Annotated in this window: 18 protein-coding genes; 7 read left to right on the plus strand and 11 right to left on the minus strand. The window is 66.0% G+C overall.

The window, feature by feature from the left end; all coding sequences use genetic code 11:
* Positions 1 to 266: 266 nt before the first annotated feature.
* Positions 267 to 635: an RNA-binding protein gene (locus tag KF684_12775; protein ID MBX3353799.1), complete on the minus strand. Its 369-nt coding sequence runs from the start codon at positions 633 to 635 to the stop codon at positions 267 to 269.
* A 205-nt stretch (positions 636 to 840) separates the two neighbouring features.
* Between KF684_12775 and KF684_12780 the strand changes: the two genes are divergently transcribed.
* Together KF684_12780 and KF684_12785 are read left to right on the plus strand one after the other, a co-directional pair.
* Positions 841 to 1,308: a PGPGW domain-containing protein gene (locus KF684_12780; GenBank protein MBX3353800.1), complete on the plus strand. Its 468-nt coding sequence runs from the start codon at positions 841 to 843 to the stop codon at positions 1,306 to 1,308.
* A gap of 114 nt (positions 1,309 to 1,422) precedes the next feature.
* Entirely contained in the window at positions 1,423 to 2,505 is a 1,083-nt protein-coding gene (locus KF684_12785) for a TerC family protein (GenBank protein ID MBX3353801.1), read from the plus strand.
* On the opposite strand, the gene KF684_12790 is transcribed toward KF684_12785, so the two are convergent.
* The 5 genes from KF684_12790 to KF684_12810 all read right to left on the minus strand — a co-directional run bounded on the left by KF684_12790 (position 2,497) and on the right by KF684_12810 (position 7,466).
* A complete protein-coding gene (locus KF684_12790; protein ID MBX3353802.1) occupies positions 2,497 to 3,330 on the minus strand; it encodes a hypothetical protein in 834 nt (277 codons plus the stop codon). The genes KF684_12785 and KF684_12790 overlap by 9 nt on opposite strands.
* An 88-nt stretch (positions 3,331 to 3,418) precedes the next feature.
* Positions 3,419 to 4,153, minus strand: a complete 735-nt coding sequence (locus KF684_12795) for a hypothetical protein (protein ID MBX3353803.1) — start codon at positions 4,151 to 4,153, stop codon at positions 3,419 to 3,421.
* 122 nt (positions 4,154 to 4,275) lie between these two features.
* Positions 4,276 to 4,635, minus strand: coding sequence for a nucleotidyltransferase domain-containing protein (locus tag KF684_12800; GenBank protein MBX3353804.1), 360 nt, complete (start codon positions 4,633 to 4,635; stop codon positions 4,276 to 4,278).
* Between the two features lie 154 nt (positions 4,636 to 4,789).
* Positions 4,790 to 6,505 (minus strand): methylmalonyl-CoA mutase, encoded by a 1,716-nt coding sequence (locus tag KF684_12805; GenBank protein MBX3353805.1) that lies wholly within the window; start codon positions 6,503 to 6,505, stop codon positions 4,790 to 4,792.
* Positions 6,506 to 6,662: 157 nt separating this feature from the next.
* Positions 6,663 to 7,466 carry a hypothetical protein gene (locus KF684_12810; GenBank protein MBX3353806.1) on the minus strand — a complete coding sequence of 268 codons (804 nt, stop codon included), beginning with the start codon at positions 7,464 to 7,466 and terminating at the stop codon, positions 6,663 to 6,665.
* Between the two features lie 235 nt (positions 7,467 to 7,701).
* Here KF684_12810 and KF684_12815 point away from each other — a divergent pair, with 235 nt between their 5' ends.
* Both KF684_12815 and KF684_12820 read left to right on the plus strand, forming a co-directional pair.
* Positions 7,702 to 9,696, plus strand: coding sequence for a PAS domain S-box protein (locus KF684_12815; GenBank protein ID MBX3353807.1), 1,995 nt, complete (start codon positions 7,702 to 7,704; stop codon positions 9,694 to 9,696).
* 2 nt (positions 9,697 to 9,698) lie between these two features.
* Positions 9,699 to 10,094 carry a response regulator gene (locus tag KF684_12820; GenBank protein MBX3353808.1) on the plus strand — a complete coding sequence of 132 codons (396 nt, stop codon included), beginning with the start codon at positions 9,699 to 9,701 and terminating at the stop codon, positions 10,092 to 10,094.
* A gap of 9 nt (positions 10,095 to 10,103) precedes the next feature.
* Here KF684_12820 and KF684_12825 read toward each other — a convergent pair whose 3' ends face one another.
* The 5 genes from KF684_12825 to KF684_12845 form a co-directional block, all read right to left on the minus strand.
* Positions 10,104 to 10,976, minus strand: a complete 873-nt coding sequence (locus KF684_12825; GenBank protein ID MBX3353809.1) for a 3-hydroxybutyryl-CoA dehydrogenase — start codon at positions 10,974 to 10,976, stop codon at positions 10,104 to 10,106.
* A 509-nt stretch (positions 10,977 to 11,485) separates the two neighbouring features.
* A complete protein-coding gene (locus tag KF684_12830) occupies positions 11,486 to 12,181 on the minus strand; it encodes an SDR family oxidoreductase (protein ID MBX3353810.1) in 696 nt (231 codons plus the stop codon).
* 58 nt (positions 12,182 to 12,239) lie between these two features.
* Positions 12,240 to 12,419: a DUF1328 domain-containing protein gene (locus KF684_12835; GenBank protein ID MBX3353811.1), complete on the minus strand. Its 180-nt coding sequence runs from the start codon at positions 12,417 to 12,419 to the stop codon at positions 12,240 to 12,242.
* 210 nt (positions 12,420 to 12,629) lie between these two features.
* A complete protein-coding gene (locus tag KF684_12840) occupies positions 12,630 to 13,328 on the minus strand; it encodes a hypothetical protein (protein MBX3353812.1) in 699 nt (232 codons plus the stop codon).
* A 225-nt stretch (positions 13,329 to 13,553) separates the two neighbouring features.
* Positions 13,554 to 14,735, minus strand: coding sequence for a thiolase family protein (locus KF684_12845; GenBank protein ID MBX3353813.1), 1,182 nt, complete (start codon positions 14,733 to 14,735; stop codon positions 13,554 to 13,556).
* Positions 14,736 to 14,832: 97 nt separating this feature from the next.
* On the opposite strand from KF684_12845, the gene KF684_12850 reads away from it, so the two are divergent.
* The 3 genes from KF684_12850 to KF684_12860 all read left to right on the plus strand — a co-directional run bounded on the left by KF684_12850 (position 14,833) and on the right by KF684_12860 (position 19,175).
* Positions 14,833 to 15,969 carry a mechanosensitive ion channel gene (locus KF684_12850; GenBank protein ID MBX3353814.1) on the plus strand — a complete coding sequence of 379 codons (1,137 nt, stop codon included), beginning with the start codon at positions 14,833 to 14,835 and terminating at the stop codon, positions 15,967 to 15,969.
* 93 nt (positions 15,970 to 16,062) lie between these two features.
* On the plus strand, positions 16,063 to 17,397 hold the full coding sequence (locus tag KF684_12855) for a vanadium-dependent haloperoxidase (protein MBX3353815.1): 1,335 nt from the start codon (positions 16,063 to 16,065) through the stop codon (positions 17,395 to 17,397).
* Positions 17,398 to 17,522: 125 nt separating this feature from the next.
* A complete protein-coding gene (locus KF684_12860) occupies positions 17,523 to 19,175 on the plus strand; it encodes an MmgE/PrpD family protein (protein ID MBX3353816.1) in 1,653 nt (550 codons plus the stop codon).
* Positions 19,176 to 19,305: the final 130 nt, after the last annotated feature.

A 19,305-nucleotide genomic window follows, 5' to 3' on the forward strand; every position in this document is an offset into this window, starting at 1 on the left:
ACCGCCGTGAACGTGTCCGGGACCGTGACGTGCGATCCGCCGGACGAATGAGCTGACGGTGCGGCGCTCACCGCGCGCGACCGGACGTCGCGCCGGGTCGTCGCTCGCGCCGGGCGCCGCAGCGCGCGCCGGGTCGTGCCCGCGCCGGGCCCGCGAGCCCGGCCGTTCGTACCCACGGGAGCGAGCGCGGCCACAAACGACGACGAGGCGAAGCCGATACGGCCCCGCCTCGTGTCGTGCAGCGAGCTACGTGAGGTCTGGCGAGCTCACCAGCCGCGGTGACCGCCACGGCGCGGCCCACCGCCGCCCCCGCCGCCCCCACCACCGAAGCCGCCGCGACCGCCGCCGCCGCCGCCACCGAAGCCGCCACGGCCACCGCCGCCGCCGCCACCGGGAGCGCGCTCACGGGCCTCGTTGACCACGAGCGGACGCCCGCCCATGTTGTGGCCGTTGAGGTTGGTCATGGCTTCCTGCGCGTTCTCGTCGGGCATCTCGACGAAGCCGAAGCCTCGCGAACGCCCCGTCTCGCGATCCATGAGCACGGAGGCTGAGTTGACCTCTCCGTACTGCTCGAACAACTGACGCAACTCATCATCACCGGTCGAATAGGGGAGGTTCCCCACATACAGGCGCATTCGCGCACTCCAGACTTCCGAGACTACTTCAAACGCGCAGACGGGACCGCTCTCGGAACCAGTTCACTGCCAGCGCTGACTCCCTCGCCCGAACCACTCGGTGGAGGGATCTATCGAACGGCGATGATACCACCGTCGAGCCAGCCGCAGCGATGATCTTGCGGATTTCTCGACACTCGCCGCCCGCTTGTCCGTCTAACCCCCCGTGACCGATCCACAGGCCCCCAGCCACCCCTCAACCCAAACACGACCCGGACAACTCCGCCCCGCCCGGGTCGCGCGCAAGGTCGTCGTCCTGAGCGTCGGGATCGTCATCCTCGCCGTGGGCGCCGCCATCTCCCCCCTTCCGGGACCGGGCTTTACGATCCTCGGCCCCCTCGGGCTCGCGATCCTCGCCACCGAGTTCGCCTGGGCGAAACGCCTCCTCAAAAACTTCGACGACCGCACCGCCTTCCTCGACAAGCCCTGGCTCGCCTCCCCCTGGACGGTCGCCCTCCTCATCCCCCTCATCGCCGGGTTCTGGATCGCCGCCTACCTCGTCGCCAAGGCCAACCCCGAGCACGCCAGCACCACCTGGATGCTGTCGGGCCTCCTCTTCCTCCCCATCTCCGGCCTCGCGACCGTCATCGCCCTGACCGCCAGACGCCGCTGGCTCGCGCGAAAGAACGCGTGATCTGACCCCCCTCCCGCTCGCGGGAGGGGCAGGGGGAGGGTCTTCTCACCCGCGCCCTCCGCGCGTTGAACATCCCTCTTGCTTCCCCCTCCCCACCCCCCTTCCATTCCCCCCGTGGACATCCTCTGCAACCCGTTCGCCCTCGTCGGCGGCTTCGACCAGCACCCCTCGCTGCTCTGGGCCTACGCCGGCTTCCTCGCGCTCATCGCCGTCTTCCTCGCCCTCGACCTGGGCGTCTTCCACCGGCACGCCCATGTCGTCTCCTTCAAAGAGGCCGCGGTCTGGACCACCGTCTGGATCACCTGCGCGCTGCTCTTCAATGTCGGCGTCTACTTCCTCTACACCCACCATGTCTTCGACCTGGGGCTCGATGTCCCCGTGCTCGGCAGGCCCGGCGTCACCGAGACGCTCGACGGCGCCCGGGCCGCCAAACTCTTCTTCACCGGCTATGTCATCGAGAAATCGCTCTCGCTCGACAATGTGTTCGTCATCGCCGTCGTCTTCGCGTCGCTGGGCATCCCGCGCGAATACCAGCACCGCGTGCTGTTCTGGGGCATCCTCGGCGCGATCGTCTTCCGCGCGATCATGATCTTCGTGGGCGCCGCCCTCGTCGCGCGCTTCGCGTGGATCTCCTACCTCTTCGGCGCGATCCTCATCGGCACCGCCATCAAGATGGCCCTCGTCCGGTCAGACGCGCACGACCCCTCCACCAGCGTCGTCGTCCGGCTCTTCAAGAAGTTCTTCCCCCTCTCCGACCGCGTCGACGGCCAGCGCTTCTTCACCCACGAAAACGGCAAGCGCTTCGCCACCCCCCTGCTCCTCGCCCTCGTCCTCGTCGAGTTCACCGATGTGCTCTTCGCGATCGACTCGATCCCCGCGATCTTCGCGATCACCGCCGACCCGTTCCTCGTCCTCACCAGCAACATCTTCGCGATCCTGGGCCTCCGCGCCCTCTACTTCTGCCTGGCCGCGGCCATCACCTCGTTCCGCTACCTCAAGCCCGCCCTCGTGGTCGTGCTCCTCTTCGTGGGCGTCAAGATGATGCTGGTCCACACCGCATGGAAGATCCCCACCGATGTCTCGCTGGGCGTGATCCTGGGCACCCTGGCCGTCGGGGTGGCGGCGTCGCTGCTGCTGCGGAGAGACGAGAAGACGGGGGATGTGGGGGTGGGGGATGTGGAGGACATGCTAAAATAACCGCACGAGCGCACCAGCAATCAAACTCGCAACAATCCCGAGACCCAAGCCGGAAAAAAGCCACGCCCTAATCTGCGCACGCTTCGCGATTCGATGAATTTCTCTACCCCAGACAAACACATTTCTGGGAAACAGGAATTTGATTGCAATCGCGGCAAGACTTGCAGCAGGGGCCGAAGCGATTATGAACAAGATAAACAATAATGACGACCATCCGTACAACCGGGATCCTCTAATGTTAAGATGATAGATGCGATCATCAATCATTGCCTCAATCATGCGATGATGATCCCCCGCTTCGCGGGCCGACAGGAGCGATTGCACAATTACATCAACCTCGCCACGAACCATTCGAACTGCAAGCGAACCCAACAAAAGCACCATAAATGCAAGGAATCCTATGCCAATAAACACCCGGATTCCAAATTGCGTCGCGGCCGGGGGCCACCATGATATAATGTCCCGTTCAAGATAATCCGTGACTCGTCTAAGCAATGATTCAAGCTCAGCACGATGCTTGCCCTCGACCATCACACGAACCCCCGACACGGACCCAAGACTGATCTCAAACTTGGTGCCACCATCCATAGTCGCTAGCAATTCGATCTTCGTGATCCGGTCCGCGTTCCCGTTTTCAAGCCCAACAACATCGACTGCTTCGCCAAATTCAACAACACTATCATTCGCAAGATGAACACGATACTTTAATTCGTCCCCCGTGCCAAGATCGTCGCGAAAGAATTGATCAATCTTCTTGATCGCCTCGGCGTCGAGCCGAAATCCTCTCGAATACTTGCGCTCAAAATGTATACTTGTAGCCGCCATTGCAACCGCCTCCTTTGTAGTGAGCAGGCTTAGGGGGGGTCCTCGCCACCCAACTCGTCTGCCTGCCAACATATCAGGCCAAGACGGGTCAGGATTTTGCGTCCATGTATGACCCAACCAGTCGACCAATCACATGGGCTATAAGCGCCCCGGCAAACAAGGCCCCTAGCATTCCAACGAGTTTCAGCCCGGCACGGTACGCCTCAAGCTGGCGAATGCTCGATGCCGGAGCAAGGATCTCCACTCGGTTTTCCGCGACAACCTCGTCCGAGTTGACGAATACAATCGGTTTCACGCTGCTCAACAAACGGACCGACCACGCTGAACGCATCCAAGCATTTAGTCGAAATGCTTCTCCCGGCCGGAGATCGCCAAGTGAAATACGCTGATCTTTATCGACCGAGACGGGATCTTTCTGATGTCCATAAATGTAAGCCGGTGATTCGAAGATGATGCCTACATTGGACAACTTCTCCTTGCCGGTGTTGGTGATTACAACAGACGCTGCCTGGTATGTTCCATCTACACCCCTGAGTGCCGCAAGTTCTTTTTTAGTTCGCACCAGCCTCGCCAATATCATCAAATTATCCTGATTTTCGGGAAGAACTCCTCGCTTGGCGAACTCAATCCTCAGGTCATCGTCGTCGGCGTCGACGAGAGAGAAGGATGCTTCAAGAGTAGAATCTGTACCGCCGGCTTTGTTGCCAAGGGCATTCGCGATATCAAGAATACTTTTCTGCGCGCGATGATCCGAAACAATGTCCATATAACTGCCGACGGCCGGGGGGATGTCGAATGTGGCGGTCGAGACGCGAGCCTCCATCCTGTGTCGTGGCGTTGACCACAGCCCAGAGATCGCGGGCCCTAGAGCCAATAGCGCAACCCCCGCAATTATACTTGCAAGTACCATAACGCCAAGGTCTGAGACGAGTCGTCCCTGAGTTTTCAATGTAATACCCCTCGCTGTAGATAATAGTCGTCTATGTGAGCCTCCGCAGCATACAGCGCCCTCTTCTGCCTCTCAACCTCGGCTAGGAAGTACGGGTTCTCGCTCGCACCCACCTCGACCACCTCGACGCGCCGCCCGGCGAAGATCGTCTCCAGCGCGCGCATGAGCCCGAAGTACTCGCCGTCGAAGCCCCGCTTCACGCCCGCCTCGAACTCCACCAGAAAGTCCAGATCGCTCGTCGCCGGGTCGAACTCGCCCGTGGCCGCCGAGCCGAACAGCCACAGGTTCCGTACCCGGTGCCTCTCGCACGCGGCCCGGGTCTCCGCCAGCTTCTCGGTGACAACCTGCGCGATCATGGGATCACCTTAGCACAAGCCCCCCTCGGGGAAGAAGACCCTCCCCCTGCCCCCTCCCGCGAGCGGGAGGGGGTCCAGATTGGCCCCGCCTCCCTTCTTCTCCGGGCCTCTTCTCCCCCCTGCTCCCTACTCCCCGCTCCCTACTCCCTTCCGCTCACCATTCAGGCCCGCCCGTGTACCGCCCATACACATCCGCCAGCGCCTGCACCATCTCGCCCAGCGTGCAGTTCGCCTCGGCGCCGGCGACCAGCGCCGGCATCGTGTTCTCGTCCTTGCGCGCGGCCTGGCGAATGCCCTCGAGGGCGCGCTCGACCTCGGCCCCGTTGCGCTTGGCCTTGAACGCCGCGAGGCGCTTGACCTGCTCGGTCTCGACCTCGTCGGAGATGGTGAGGATGTCGATGGGCCGGTCCTCGCTCGAATCGGCGTAGGCGTTGACGCCCACGATGATGCGATCGCCCGCTTCGACCTCTTCGCTGAAGCGGTACGACGCCTCGGCGATCTGGCGACGGAAGTAGCCCTTGTTGATGCCCTCGACGACGCCGCCGTAGCCCCTGGGCCAGGCGCCGCCGCCCATGCGATCGATCTCGTCGATGAAGGCGAGGGCCTCTTCCTCGATCTTGTCGGTGAGGGCCTCGACGAACCACGAGCCGCCCAGCGGGTCGACGACGCGCGTGACGCCGGTCTCGTGGGCGAGGATCTGCTGCGTGCGCAGCGCGACCGTCACCGCCTGCTCGGTGGGCAGGCCCAGCGTCTCGTCCATCGAGTCGGTGTGGAGCGACTGGCACCCGCCCAGCACGCCGGCCATCGCCTGATAGGCGACGCGCACGATGTTGTTGAGGGGCTGCTGCTCGGTGAGCGAGCAGCCGGCGGTCTGGACATGGGTGCGCATGAACCACGAGCGCTCGTTCTTGGCGCCGTAGCGGTCGCGCATCATGCGGGCCCAGATGCGCCGCGCGGCGCGGAGTTTGCAGATCTCTTCGAAGAACTCGTTGTGGCTGTTGAAGAAGTAGGAGAGGCGCGGCGCGAACTCGTCGACATCCATCCCGCGCTTCATGCAGGCCTCGACATACTCCATGCCGTCGCGCAGCGTGAAGGCCAGCTCCTGGGCCGCGGTGCTGCCCGCCTCGCGGATGTGGTAGCCGCTGATCGACACGCTGTTCCAGCGCGGCACCTGGCGGCACTGGAACTCGATCGTGTCGACGACGAGTTTCACGCTCGCCTCGGGGGGATAGATGAACTCGTTCTGGGCGTGGAACTCTTTCAGGATGTCGTTCTGCAGGGTGCCGCCCAGCGTGTCCCACGAGATGCCTCGCTGCTTGGCCATCGCGAGGTACATCGCCCAGATGACGGCGGCGGGGCCGTTGATGGTCTGGCTGACGGTGACCTGATCGATGGGGATGTCGGCGTAGAGGCGGTGCATGTCCTCGATGGTGTCGATCGCGACGCCGCACTTGCCGACCTCGCCGGCGCTGAGGGCGTCGTCGCTGTCGCGCCCCATGAGGGTGGGCAGGTCGAAGGCCGTCGAGAGGCCGGTGTTGGCCTTGGTGCCGGCGCCCTGGCGGAGGATGTACTTGAAGCGCGCGTTGGTGTCGTCGGCGGAGCCGAAGCCGGCGAACTGGCGCATCGTCCACAGACGCGTGCGGTAGCCCTGGGGGAAGAGCCCTCGCGTGTAGGGGAACTGCCCGGGCGCGCCGATGTCGCGCTCGCTGTGCTTGAGCGATTCGGGCAGGCCGTCGCCCCCGAGGGCGGGCGGCCCGTAGACGGGATCAAGCACGAGCCCGGAGATCGTGACGGCGTGGGGATCGAGGTTGTCGAGCCCGGGGCCGGCGAAACGGGTCGAAGCGGAACCGTGGGGCATAGCGGTGGTCATGGCGTAGTTTAGACGGGGTGGGCGGGGCGCCGGGCGCGGGACGGCAGGGCTCCGAGGGAAGCGCATGTCCGGTGGAACGAGGGGGTTTGGGCAAAAAGACACGCGGGCCCCTCTCGGAGCCCGCGTGTTTCATTTCAGGATCGTGATCAGTGTTCACTCAGCGACGGCGGCGCGCGCCGACGAGCATGAGCCCGGCGCCGCCCATCAGGCCGGCGAGGGGGGCGGGGATGACCGCCCCTTCGAGCTCGAAGTTGGCGTGGTAGGTCTCGCCGCCGAAGAAGCTGACATTGATGTTGTCGGCGTAACCGAGGAAGTCGTTGTCCCAGCCGGAGCCGGCCTGGATAGACATCCCGACGACGACGCTGTCGGCGCTGAGGAGGGGGCTGCCGCCGAAGGTGGCGCCGTTGACCCAGTCCTCGAGGGTGACGCCGAACTGCTCGACGGCGCCGCCGGTGCGGAACATCCAGAAGTTGCCGGCGGTGGCGTCAACGGTGACCCACGAGTCGATGGGGACGCCGGGGCCGTTGCTCGGGTAGCCGTTGTAGGCGGCTTCCCACTTGAGGGTGACGCCCTGGCTGCCGTCGGCACTGCGCACGGCGAACTCAAGGGCCGGGGCGCGGAAGCCGGCGGTGGTCGTCGACGAGTCGACGAGGAAGTCGAACGAGATGCTGCCGGCGGCGAGCTGGCCCAGGGTGCCGAGGAAGGGCCCGGTCTGGAAGCGCGTCGAGCCGAAGGTGGCGGCGGCCTTGTCGCCCGACGCGCCGGTGCGCAGCTCGAGCGAGCCGTTGCCCGAGCGGGGGCGTGCGCCGGAGATCGTGGCGGAGCCATTGCCAGCGGTGCCCCACGCCGACCACCCGCCGGTGGTGCCGAGGTTGCTGATGTCCAGGTTGGTCACGTTGGCGGCCAGCGCAGACGCGCCGACCGTCGCGGCGAGAGCCGCGGCTGCAATCGTCATCTTCATCATCTCTCTCCTCGTTCCAGTGAGCACCCGGACGGACCCTTCACACAAGTCCGCCGGGAGACCGAAGATAGCAACACCCGAACCGGGGTCAATGGTTTTCCCGAAGAGGCAGGCAAAACACCCGGGATTGCCTCCGCCCGCACTCGCCAGACTGCGCAGGTTCACGCGCCGGCCCGGTTTGTGTCGCCCTCCGGTTCCGGCGACAATCCGGAACGATGATCTGGAACCCGCGCCCGTGAGCGACACGAATCACCGTCTGACCCTGATTTCCCCGGCGCGGATCGCGCTGATCTACGCCCTGTTCGCGGTGCTGTGGATCCTGCTGTCCGACCGGGCGTTGCACGTGATGGGGCTCGAGCCGGAACGCTCGAGCCGCATTCAGACGGTCAAGGGCGTTGTGTTCGTGCTCGGGTCGGCGGTTCTGCTGTTCGTGCTCACGCGCGCCGCGACCGGGCAGGCCCGGCGCGCCGAGCGCCTCGCGCAGGAGCACGACGAGCGGTACCGCGGGCTGGTGGAGACCTCTCCCGACGGGGTGTTCATCAGTTCGGACCGCAAGATCGTGTTCGTGAACCCAGCGTTTGCGCGGATGCTCGGCGCCGCCACCCCCGACGACCTCCTCGGGCGCGATGTCCTCTCGTTCATCCATCCCGACTATCACGAGATCGTGCGCGATCGGATCAGGCGACTGTACGAGAATCACGAGGCTGTTCCTCTGATCCAGGAACGCTTCCAGCACGCCGACGGGAGCTGGGTCCCGGTGGAAATCGCCGCGAGCCCCTTCACCTACGAGGGCCGGCCCGCTGCGCAGGTCGTGGTGCGCGATGTCTCGGAGCGCGCCCGCGCCGAACGCGCTCTGCGCGAGAGCGAGCATCGCTTCCGCAAGATGGCCGCCAACATCCCCGGCGCGATCTTTCGGTACATCCTCGCCCCCGACGGGACGGATCGGCTCGACTACATGAGCCCAGGGTGCCTCGCGATCTGGGAGGCCGATGCGGAGGAGATCGGCAAGAGCGCCTCCCTGCTGTGGGAGGTGATCGACGCGGACTATGTCGAAGGGATGAAGGAGTCGGTCGAGTTGTCGGCGACCACCGGCCAGCCCTGGTCGTTCGCGTGGCGCATCACGACGCGAGCGGGGACGCGCAAGTGGCTTCAGGGATTCGGGCATCCCGAGCGATTCCCCGACGGTTCCGTCGTGTGGGACAGCGTGATCTTCGATATCACCGAGAACAAGCAGGCGCAGGAAGCGATGCACGCGGCGGAGCGCCGGCTGAACTTCGTGCTGCAGAACAGCACAGACGGCTTCCTGATCATCGATTCCCGGTTCCTCATCCGCACCGCGAACCCCGCCTTCGACCGCATGGTCGGGCAGCCGGCGGGTTCGTCGGTTGGGAAAGGCCTTTTCGAGGTGCTGCCCAAGTCCGTCGATTCGATGTGGAAACGACTCTTTCAAGCCGTGATCGAGACGGGCAAGGCAGAGCGGGTCGAGAGTTACTGCGAAGTGCTCGAGAAATGGTTCGACGCTCGCGTCAGCCCCGCGCAGGACGGGTTGGCCATCTTCCTCAGCGACATCACCGATCGCAAACGCGCCGAGCAGCGCCAGCAGCTGATGATGCGCGAGCTCGACCATCGCGTGAAGAACAACCTCGCGGCGGTCCTCGCGATCACCGAGAGCTCGCTGCGCGACGCCGACTCGCTCGATCAGTTCTCCAAGTCCTTCGTCGGGCGCATCCGCGCCATGGCCGCCATGCACTCCCTGCTCGCGGAGCAGCGCTGGGAGGGCGTGGGGCTCCTCAGCATGCTCCACAAGGTCGTCGCTCCGTACGCGACCGACCATTCTCCCAACCGGATCTCGATGACCGGGCCCGATCTGCTGCTGCCCAGCAACGCCGCCCCGGCGATCTGCATGACCGTCCACGAGCTCGCCACCAACGCCGCCAAGCACGGGGCGCTCTCCTCGGAACACGGGCGCGTCGAGATCGCCTGGGAATTCGACCCGAACTCACGCGATTTCCGCTTCCGCTGGGCCGAGCGGGCCGGGCCCCCGGTCCCCGAGAACATCGAGCCCGGCTTCGGCATGGACCTCCTCCAAGGCGTCGTCCCCTACGAGCTCGACGGCGAGACCACCGTCCGCTTTACACGCGAGGGACTCGAAGCGACAATCTTCGTACCAGGCGCCTCGATGCGCGCGGCGGCAGTGATCTCGCACCCAACGCCGGAGGCATCGAGCTAACCATGGCCTGCTTCAGCATCGAACAACTCAACCCCCTCCGAGGCATGCGACTCCTCCTCGTCGAGGACGACTTCCTCATCGCCCAGTCCATCAAGAGGATGCTCGAGGACTTCGGCTGCGAGGTCGTCGGCCCCGTCCCCTCCCTCGACGAAGCCACGCGCATCGCCTCGTCCCCCGAGGTCGAGGGCGCCGTGCTCGATGTCAACATCAAGGGGGGCAACTCCGGAGTGATCGCCCGCGCCCTCGAGCGGCGCGGCGCCCCCTACCTCTTCATCACCGGGTACACCAGCCCGCCGCTCAACGAGGTCGATCTGCTCGACCGCACGCGCTTGCTCAAGCCCATCGACCAGAACACGCTGCGATCGGCCCTGCTCACCGAGTTCTTCCCCGAGAACTGAGCGGAGCGATTACTTCTTCGCGTACTCGAACACGCCGCGACCGGACTTGTCGCCAAGACGCCCCGCCGTCACGAACTGGCGCAGCAGGGGGCACGGGCGGTAGCGCTCGCTGTTGAGCCCCTCGGCCAGAACATCCATGATGTGCGCGCAGGTGTCGAGGCCGATGAAGTCGGCCAGGCGCAGCGGGCCCATGGGGAAGTTGCAGCCGAGTTTCATGATGCCGTCGATCGCCTCGGGCTCGGCGACGCCCTCCATCAGCGCGTAGAACGCCTCGTTGATCATGGGCATCAGCACGCGGTTGCTCACGAAGCCGGCGCGATCGTTGGCCTTGAGGGGCGTCTTGCCGAACGCCTCGCTCAACTTGATCGTGCGCTCGACGACCTCGTCGCTCGTCTGCAGGCCCTTGATGACCTCGACCAGCCCCATCACGGGCACGGGGTAGAAGAAGTGCATGCCGACCACGCGCGACGCAGCGCCGCCGGTCGCCGCGGCGATCTCGGTGATGCTGATCGAACTCGTGTTCGTCGCGAGCACCACGCGTTCGTCGGTGAAGAGCGCGGCGAGGTTCCGGAAGATCTCCTTCTTGACCTTCGCGTCCTCGACGACCGCTTCCACGACCCAATCGGCGCCCTTCATGCCGTCCATGGTCTCGACATAGGCGACGCGCTTCAGGGTCGCGTCGGCGTCTCCCTGGGACATCTTGCCCTTCTCGACGGCCCGCGCAAGGAGCTTCTGGTGCGTGGCGCGGCAGCGCTCGAGTTGCTGGGCCGACGCGTCGAACACGACCGCCTCGAACCCGGCGACGGCGGCGACCTGCGCGATCCCCCCGCCCATCTGCCCGCCGCCCACGACCGCAACCTTCTTCACGCCGACATCGGACATCGTTATGCTCTCCAAGCGCCGTTCGTTTGATTTGCAAACACATTGAGACTTGCAGACGAGGCAGATGATATGCAGCACTATCGGGTCACTGGGGCGAGCCGCGAATCCGGCCAGGATCTCGTCGTTGAAGTTGTAGCGCCGAGCCCTTCGGAAGCGGAGCGGATGGCACTTGTCAAAGGCGTTCTCGCCTCCAAGGTGGATGAAGTCTCACCCGCAAGCCATGCCAAGTCCTCTCACACGGGCCACCGCCTCAAGCGGTCACGCAGACACCCAATCGCCCTAGCCCGGCAGTGCCTACTGCTCGTCGCATGCGGCATCGAGGCGATACTCGTGGTCCACTCGTTGATTTTGCTTTACTTGCTAGCTGATTCGTTGATGCGCAGCCGGAAACATTACCACAGCACAACTACGTGGCTGTCAGAGAACTTGGCGGGGATTCCCAGTTTCTTGATCGCGATCGAGCTCGCTGCTGTCGCAGCCATCGCGATACTGATCACCCGAACAATCTCTCACCAAGGGATTCGCTCCCCCCTGTAGTCATACAGCCCCCCGCGCATGTCATCGGTGAGGTTCTCGATCACGCGGACGAGGCCCTCGGCGCTCTCCTTCGGGGTGATCGCGGCGTTCTCTCCGCCCATACGCGTCTGGACCCAGCCCGGGTGCAGGTTGACGACCATCACGCCGTCGGAAGCGAGGTCGAGGGAGGCGAGTTTGGCGAGCATGTTGAGGGCGGCCTTGCTGGCGCGATAGCCGTAGTAGCCGGCGCCGGTGGTGGCGATGCTGCTCATGATGGTGGAGATGTTGACGACCGTGCCGCCCTCGCCCGCGCTGCCCGCGCGGATGTTGGGCAGGAGGGCCTGCGTCACTCGCATGGGGCCGATGGCGTTGACGCGGAAGAAGGTCTCGAGCGCGTCGCAGTCGAGGTCGTCGAGCGTTCCCGGCTCGTCGCCGACGCCGGCGTTGTTGATGTGCAGGTCGATGGGCCTGTCGCCCAGCGTCCGCGCGAGAGCGCGCACGCTCTCCGGATCGGCGTGGTCGAGCCGCAGCGTCTCGGACGCGGCGGCCTTGAGTTCGGAAGCGTCGTCGGGATCGCGAGCGGTCCCGATGACGGCGTATCCCCGTGAGCGGAGCGTGCGGACGAGTTCGAGCCCGATGCCGCGGTTGGCGCCGGTCACGAGCGCGGTGTGTGTGGCCGTGCTGGTCATGCTGACACCTTAGCCGGCGTCGTCGCGGCGGATGCACGCATCCAGTTGAAACCCGGGTTCAGACTGCCGGGCCCGACTTGCCCCTCACCAGGCCCATGACGAGCCCGACGAGGAACAGGATGAGGAAGATGAAGAACAGGATCTTCGCGATATCGGTGGCTGCGCCGGCGATGCCTCCGAAGCCGAAGATAGCGGCGATGATCGCGACGATGAAGAAAACGACTGCCCAGCGGAGCATGCGCGACTCCTTTCTTTGGCGTCGGATCGGCCCGGGCGCGTCGCCCGGCGCCGTGTGACGCATCAACAGAATTGTCGGTCTGCAAGATGAAGGCAGCGTCGGAGGGGGCATGAGCCCGGATTCATCTTGACGCGCGTGCGGGTTCGGCTGGAAGCGCCCCGCGCCGATCCGTGACCGGCGCGGGGCTGCGCAGGATTCATCGGTTCTGTGTCACGGCACGCGTCTGCGTCGCAGCGCGACGAGGCCGGCGAGCGACAGCAGCGCGCCGGCGCCGGGCGTGGGGAGCGAGATCGTGTCGATGCAGATGCGATCGAGGATGACGCCCGGCGCGAGGTCGAGCACGATCAGATCCCAGTCCGGGTTGGGGCGGATCTCCCAGTCCATGAAGTAGGTCGTCGGGCCGGTGAAGACCGGCTGCTGGGTGATGACGCCCGGCAGCGGGTCTGTCGAGTCGCCCTTGTAGCCCTCGACGAGCGAGACGAACGGGGGAACGGAGCCCTCGAACTCGATCTGGATGCGGATCCACTTGACGGGCTCCTGATCGACCCAGTTCTGGACCTTGAAGAAGATCTGCCCGCCGCTCTGCCCGGCCTGGAGCGCGCCGTCGGAGTTGTCGAAGCGCGGGATCCACGCCCAGTTGCCGCCGGAATCGACCTCGGCGTGGGTGGCGAAGCCGTCGAAGAGCGTCTCGCCGCCCGTGCCGCCGACCGTCTGCAGGATGTTGGGGGTGATGGACTGCAGGTTGTCGGGCTGCGTCTCGAACGCCCACTGCGCCCAGACGGAGAGGGGCTCGCCTCGCCAGATGGGCGGGCCGACCACGCACGCGGGATCGACCTGCGCCGACGCGCTCGACGCGAAACAGACCGCGCCGAGCGCCACGCTCGCGCGACGAACACAGGTAGCAGTCATTGCTACTCCTCCTTGGATGTGTGCATCCTTCCTGACCCGCACGCGTGACCCTGTGCGCAGGTCCTCTCTCGCGTGCGTTCCTTCACTGTACCAGATCACGCCCAAACAGCAAGAAAAATCCGATATGCACAAGCGTCTGTTAATCAGATACTTGCATCGATCAACACGAAAAAACCCCGGCGGTTGCCGGGGTCGGTCGTGGCTGTGTTGCGCGGGCGATGTCGCTCAGCGCTCGATGACCATCGCGACCGCGTTGCCGCCGCCCAGGCACAGGGCCGCGACGCCGCGCTTCTTGTCGAGACGGTTCATCTGGTGCACGAGGGTGGTGAGCACGCGCGCGCCCGACGCGCCGATGGGGTGGCCGAGCGCGACCGCGCCGCCGCAGACGTTGACCTTCTCGGGGTTGATCTCGGCGGCCTTCATGTTGGCGAGGGCCTGTGCCGCGAAGGCCTCGTTGATCTCGAAGAGGTCGACGTCGTTGACGGTCTTGCCGATCTTCGCGAGGGCGGCGGGGACGGCCTTGCCCGGCGCGGTGAAGAGGTCCTTGGGCGCGACGCCGGCGGTGCTGTACGACGCGATGCGCGCGAGGATCTTCAGACCGAGTTCGTTGGCCTTCTTCTCGGTCATGATGACCAGGGCCGCGGCGCCGTCGGAGATCTGGCTCGCGTTGCCGGCGGTGACGGAGCCGGCCTTGTCGAACGCGGGGCGGAGTTTGGCGAGGGTCTCGGCGCTGGTGTCGGCGCGGAAGCCCTCGTCGTGCTCGACGCCGCCCTGGCGCGACATGACCTGCTCGGCGCTGAGCGCGACGATCTCGTGCTTGAACCAGCCGTTCTTGGTCGCCTCGGCGGCGCGCAGGTTGGAGCGGACGGACCAGGCGTCCTGCTCGTCGCGCGTGATCTTGAACTGGCTGGCGGTGTGCTCGGCGGCGTTGCCCATGGGCCAGCACTCGAAGGCGCAGGTGAGCCCGTCGGCGGCCATGTGGTCGACGAGTTTGGCGTCGCCGTACTTGATCCCGGCGCGCGCGTAGACCATGTGGGGCGCGAGGGACATGGACTCGAGCCCGCCCGCGACGCCGGCGTCGATGTCGCCGGCCTTGATGGCCTGCGCGATGAGCATCGCGGCCTGGAGGCCCGAGCCGCAGACCTTGTTGACGGTCCAGCAGTTCATGGAGTCGGGCAGCCCGGCCTTGAGAGCGGCCTGGCGCGCCGGGTTCTGGCCCACGCCGGCCTGCAGGACGCAGCCCATGACCACTTCCTGGATGTGGTCTTTGGCGGCGGGGGCGTCGGCGAGGGCGCCCTCGATCGCGTACGAGCCGAGCACGGGCGAGGGGACCTTCGAGAGCCCCCCCATGAACTTGCCGATTGGGGTGCGCTTGGCGGCGACGATCACGGGCGTGCGGTCGGACATCTCTGGGCTGCTCCTCGATATGGATGGGGCGGTCGCGTCGGGCGCCCGCGGTCTAGGGTATGCCGGGACCCACCTTTCCTCGCAGCCGGTGATCGGAATGACACAGACAGAGCAGGCAGCCCGGGTCGGGCCCGTCGTGGAAGCGGTCGAGGCCACGATGACCCGAACACTGACCGAAATCGGCGTGCTGGCGCTGGGGGCGCTGATCGCGCTGGCGGCGCAGTTCGCGCTGCGCCGGGTGCTGACACAGGTCGCGAAGCGGACGCCCTTCGGGCTGGACAGCATCCTGATCCGGCATCTGGACTGGCCCACGCGCCTGCTGATCCCCACGCTGGTGATGCTCTCGATGAGCACGCCCATGGCGCTGGGCGGGTATGTCGGGGCGGTGCGCCACGCGCTGTCGCTGGCGCTGATCGGGGGCGTCGCGTGGGCGGTCGTGGCGGCGATCAACGCGCTCGAGGAGTTCCTGCTCTCACGCTACGACATGAGCGTGAGCGACAACCTGAACGCGCGCAGCAAGCACACGCAGTTGCGCGTCGTGGTGCGCACGATCGAGATCTTCGCGATCGTGGTGGCGATCGCGGTGATGCTGATGACCTTCCCTCGCGTGCGCGAGCTGGGCACGAGTCTGCTGGCGTCGGCCGGGCTGGCCGGGCTGGTGGTGGGCCTCTCGGCCCGGCCCCTGCTCGAGAACATCATCGCGGGCCTGCAGATCGCGCTGACCGAGCCGATCCGGCTGGACGATGTGGTGATCGTCTCCGGGGAATGGGGGCGGGTCGAAGAGATCACCGCGACCTATGTCGTGGTGCGGATCTGGGACCAGCGCCGTCTCATCGTGCCCCTGTCGCACTTCCTGACGAACCCCTTCCAGAACTGGACGCGCACGAGCGCCGAGATGCTGGGGACCGCGTTCCTCTTCCTGGATTATCGGGCGCCGATCGACGCGATCCGGGCCGAGCTGCAGCGCTTGTGCGACGCGAGCGACAAGTGGGACAAACGAGTGTGCGTCGTGCAGGTGACCGACACGAAGCAGCGCGAGATCGAGGTGCGTCTGCTGGTGTCGGCGGCGAACTCGGGGGACCTCTGGGACCTGCGCTGCGCCGTGCGCGAGGGCATCCTGACCTTCCTGCAGCGAGAGCACCCCGAGGCGCTGCCCACGACGAGGGTTGCGTGGGAAGATGGGAAGACCACGCTCCGAGAAGTCGAGCCGGGGCCCGATCATCCCCGGGGATGACCCGGGCAAAAAATCGAGCAGCGGACGGATAGGTCTTGACACCACCCCGGTCGGGGTGCGATGCTACATGCTCTTGTGGGAAAGGAGTCAGGCATGCACAGAACTGCTTTGAAGGCGTGCGCCGGTTTGGCGCTCGCGATGTCGTGCACGGCGCACGGCGATGTGATCAACGACTGGAACAGCGCCTACCGCGATGCGATCCGCGTCATGGGAGGCGGCCCGGGCCACATCTCGCGCATCGGCGCGATCATGAACGTGGCGATGTACGACGCGGTGAACTCGATCAACACGACGCACACCCAGTATCGCAACCGCATCGGCGGCTACGAGCAGGCGTCGATGGAGGCCGCGATCGCGCAGGCGGCGCACCGCGTGCTGAGCGCAACGGCGAGTCTGACGCCGGAACTGCAGACGCAGTACGACAACCTGCTCGCGTCGCACCTGAGCTCGATCGGCGACGCGAACGCGCGCAACCTGGGCATCGCGCTGGCGAATCAGATCGCCGACGACATGCTGCCCTGGTGCGACACGGACGGGTGGGACAACGAGATCAAGTACACGCCCGGCGCCGCCCCCGGGAACTGGAACCCCACCTTCCCGAACTTCAGCGACCCCTACGGCCCGCACTGGGGCAATGTCCGTCCCTGGACGATGGATCAGGGCGATCAGTTCCGCCCGCCCGAGGCGCCCGCGCTCACCAGCGAGCGCTACACGCAGGACTTCAACCAGGTGAAGGAACTCGGCGCGCGCAACAGCGCGACGCGCACCGCCGACCAGACCGAGATCGCCTATTTCTGGGCGAACGACATGGACGGCACCTTCAAGCCGCCGGGACACCTCAACTACATCACCCAGGTCGTCGCCGACGACCAGAACCTGTCCCTGCAGGACAAGGCGCGACTGTTCGCGATGGTCAGCGTCGCGATGGGCGACGCGGCGATCGTCGCGTGGGACGCCAAGTACAACACCGACATGGATCTGTGGCGCCCCATCGAGGGCATCCGGCGCGCCGACGAAGACGGCAACGCGGACACCATCTCCGACCCGACCTGGGAGGCCCTCGCGATGTACACGCCCCCCTTCCCGGCGTACACCTCGGGACACGCCACCTTCGCCGGCGTGCACGCCGGCGTGATGGCGGCCTTCTTCGGCTCAGACAACATCTCGTTCACCATCGGCACCGACGACCCGGACGCGATCGGCGTGCTGCGCTCGTTCGACTCGTTCAGCCAGGCGGCGTTCGAGAACGCGATCAGCCGCGTGTATCTGGGCGTGCACTGGTGGTTCGACGGCGAGTTCGGTCTCGAGAGCGGATACAACCTCGCCGACTGGATCTCGGCCAACTACTTCCAGCTGATCCCGGCGCCCGGCGCCACCCTCGCGCTGGGCGGGATGCTCGGCGTCGCGGCCCTGCGCCGACGCCGCTGACCCCCCTGTCCCCCTGAGACACCCCCTGCGCGGGCGAGGCATCCTCGCCCGCGCTTTCTTTTTTGCCGCGAGCCGGGGGTCGCCCCCTACCCTTGGTCCCTTCGTTTCACCCTGAGGAGAGCCCCATGCCCGCCGCCGAAGCCCCCGCCGCGCACGCGTTCCAGGTCACCGACACGCACATGATCCTCCCGGCCGACAGCAACCAGGCCCTGGGGATCGCGCGCTACGCGATCGATTTCGTGCGTGGGAAAGACGCGAAGGGCGCCCGCTTCGGGCAGCCGGACGACTCGGTGTTCGAGCGCGTCAACCTGTTCCACGTCGACGCCACCTTCTGCGGCCTGTCGGCGATCGCGCTGGGCACCAACGCCCCCACCGTGCTGCGCGCCGAGGCGCTCGAGTACCCCGACCCGAAAGGCGCGACGATCTTCGGAGACTCCACGCGCGTGAAGCCCGAGAAGGCGGTCGTCGCCAACTCGTCCGCGGTGCGCGAGTGGGACAGCAACGGGACGAACTTCGGCTACAACCCCGCGCTGGGGCACACCGCGGGCGAGTTCGGGCACAACGACTTCTACCCGGTGGCGATCGCCGCGGCCCAGACGATGGGGCTCGACGGCATGACGACGCTGCGCGGGCTGCTGGCGATCGACGAGATCCGCGGGCGTCTGGCCGAGGTGTTCTCGCTCAAGTCCTACAAGATCGACCACGTGGTGCACGGCGCGATCGCGTCGGCGGCGGTGTACGGCGCGATGACGGGCGCGACCGAAGAGCAGATCGAGAGCGCGATCGGCATGGTGGTGGCGCACTACATCCCGTGGCGCGCGATCCGGGCGGGCAAGCAGCTGAGCGACAGCAAGGGCGCGTCCGCCGCCATCAGCAGCGAGGTGGCGGTGCTGAGCGCGATGCGCTCGAAGCGCGGGTTCCTGGGGCCTCGCGACATCTTCCGCAACCCCGAGGCGATTTTCCGCTTCTTCGAGCCGACCACGCAGGGCAAGGAGCGCTGGAAGGAGATGGCGCCCGCGCCCTTCGACCTGCACCTGGGCCACAGCGGGGATGATTTCGCGGTGATGGGGATGCACTTCAAGCTGGGGCTGTATGAGCACCAGTCGGCAGGCGCGCTGCAGGGCGTGATCGATCTGGTGAGCAAGTCGCCCGAGCTGCTCAAGGGCGCCCCGGGCGAGAGCGTGAAGACGATCACCATCCTGGCGTACGAGCCGGCCTTCGGCATCATCGGCAACCCGATGAAGATGGACCCGAAGACGCGCCAGAGCGCCGACCACTCGATGGCGTACATCGTCGCGACGCTGCTGCGCAAGGCGTGCGAGTTCGCCGCGAAGAACGGCGGGTCGCTTCCTAAGGGGGGCGGCGCGCACGACGCGGTCTGGAAGGCGCTCATGCTCGAGCCGGCGGACTACAAGGAAGACGCGAGCGCGATCTTCAACCCGGTCACGCGCTCGATCATGCAGAAGATCCGCTTCGAGCACGGCGGCCCCGAGTACGACGCGAAGTACCCCGACGGCATCCCGACCTCGCTCAAGATGGAGGACGCTTCGGGCAAGGTGCACGACTCGGGGCTGGTCATGTACCCGGCCGGGCACGCGCGCAACACGACGGCGGACCTTCGCGACATCCTGCGTCACAAGTTCGCGCTGATGGCGCGTCTCTCGAGCGACTCCACCGAGGGGCTGGTCGAGCGGTTTGAGAACCTGGAGAAGATGAGCGCGTCGGACGTGGCGCACCTCAACGACTTCACACTGGCGAAGCGCGGGGGTTTCGGTTGATCGCTCCGGCGGCGCCGGTCCGGTAAGCGTCTGTTTGACACACATTTACGTGGTTTTTGACGACCTTCGGCGCTCGACTCCCTCGGTTTGGGTTGTACTCTGTCCCCAGCCGACGAGAGAGAGTGTTTCA

This window comes from Phycisphaeraceae bacterium, from assembly GCA_019636675.1.
Lineage (GTDB): Bacteria > Planctomycetota > Phycisphaerae > Phycisphaerales > UBA1924 > JAHBXC01.

Bases quoted from the DNA above. Each gene is read 5' to 3' on its own strand.
- KF684_12775 (MBX3353799.1), bottom strand. From the start codon at position 635: ATGCGCCTGTATGTGGGGAACCTCCCCTATTCGACCGGTGATGATGAG.
- KF684_12790 (MBX3353802.1), bottom strand. From the start codon at position 3,330: ATGGCGGCTACAAGTATACATTTTGAGCGCAAGTATTCGAGAGGATTT.
- KF684_12795 (MBX3353803.1), bottom strand. From the start codon at position 4,153: ATGGAGGCTCGCGTCTCGACCGCCACATTCGACATCCCCCCGGCCGTC.
- KF684_12800 (MBX3353804.1), bottom strand. From the start codon at position 4,635: ATGATCGCGCAGGTTGTCACCGAGAAGCTGGCGGAGACCCGGGCCGCG.
- KF684_12805 (MBX3353805.1), bottom strand. From the start codon at position 6,505: ATGACCACCGCTATGCCCCACGGTTCCGCTTCGACCCGTTTCGCCGGC.
- KF684_12810 (MBX3353806.1), bottom strand. From the start codon at position 7,466: ATGAAGATGACGATTGCAGCCGCGGCTCTCGCCGCGACGGTCGGCGCG.
- KF684_12820 (MBX3353808.1), top strand. From the start codon at position 9,699: ATGGCCTGCTTCAGCATCGAACAACTCAACCCCCTCCGAGGCATGCGA.
- KF684_12825 (MBX3353809.1), bottom strand. From the start codon at position 10,976: ATGTCCGATGTCGGCGTGAAGAAGGTTGCGGTCGTGGGCGGCGGGCAG.
- KF684_12830 (MBX3353810.1), bottom strand. From the start codon at position 12,181: ATGACCAGCACGGCCACACACACCGCGCTCGTGACCGGCGCCAACCGC.
- KF684_12835 (MBX3353811.1), bottom strand. From the start codon at position 12,419: ATGCTCCGCTGGGCAGTCGTTTTCTTCATCGTCGCGATCATCGCCGCT.
- KF684_12840 (MBX3353812.1), bottom strand. From the start codon at position 13,328: ATGACTGCTACCTGTGTTCGTCGCGCGAGCGTGGCGCTCGGCGCGGTC.
- KF684_12845 (MBX3353813.1), bottom strand. From the start codon at position 14,735: ATGTCCGACCGCACGCCCGTGATCGTCGCCGCCAAGCGCACCCCAATC.
- KF684_12850 (MBX3353814.1), top strand. From the start codon at position 14,833: ATGACACAGACAGAGCAGGCAGCCCGGGTCGGGCCCGTCGTGGAAGCG.
- KF684_12855 (MBX3353815.1), top strand. From the start codon at position 16,063: ATGCACAGAACTGCTTTGAAGGCGTGCGCCGGTTTGGCGCTCGCGATG.
- KF684_12860 (MBX3353816.1), top strand. From the start codon at position 17,523: ATGCCCGCCGCCGAAGCCCCCGCCGCGCACGCGTTCCAGGTCACCGAC.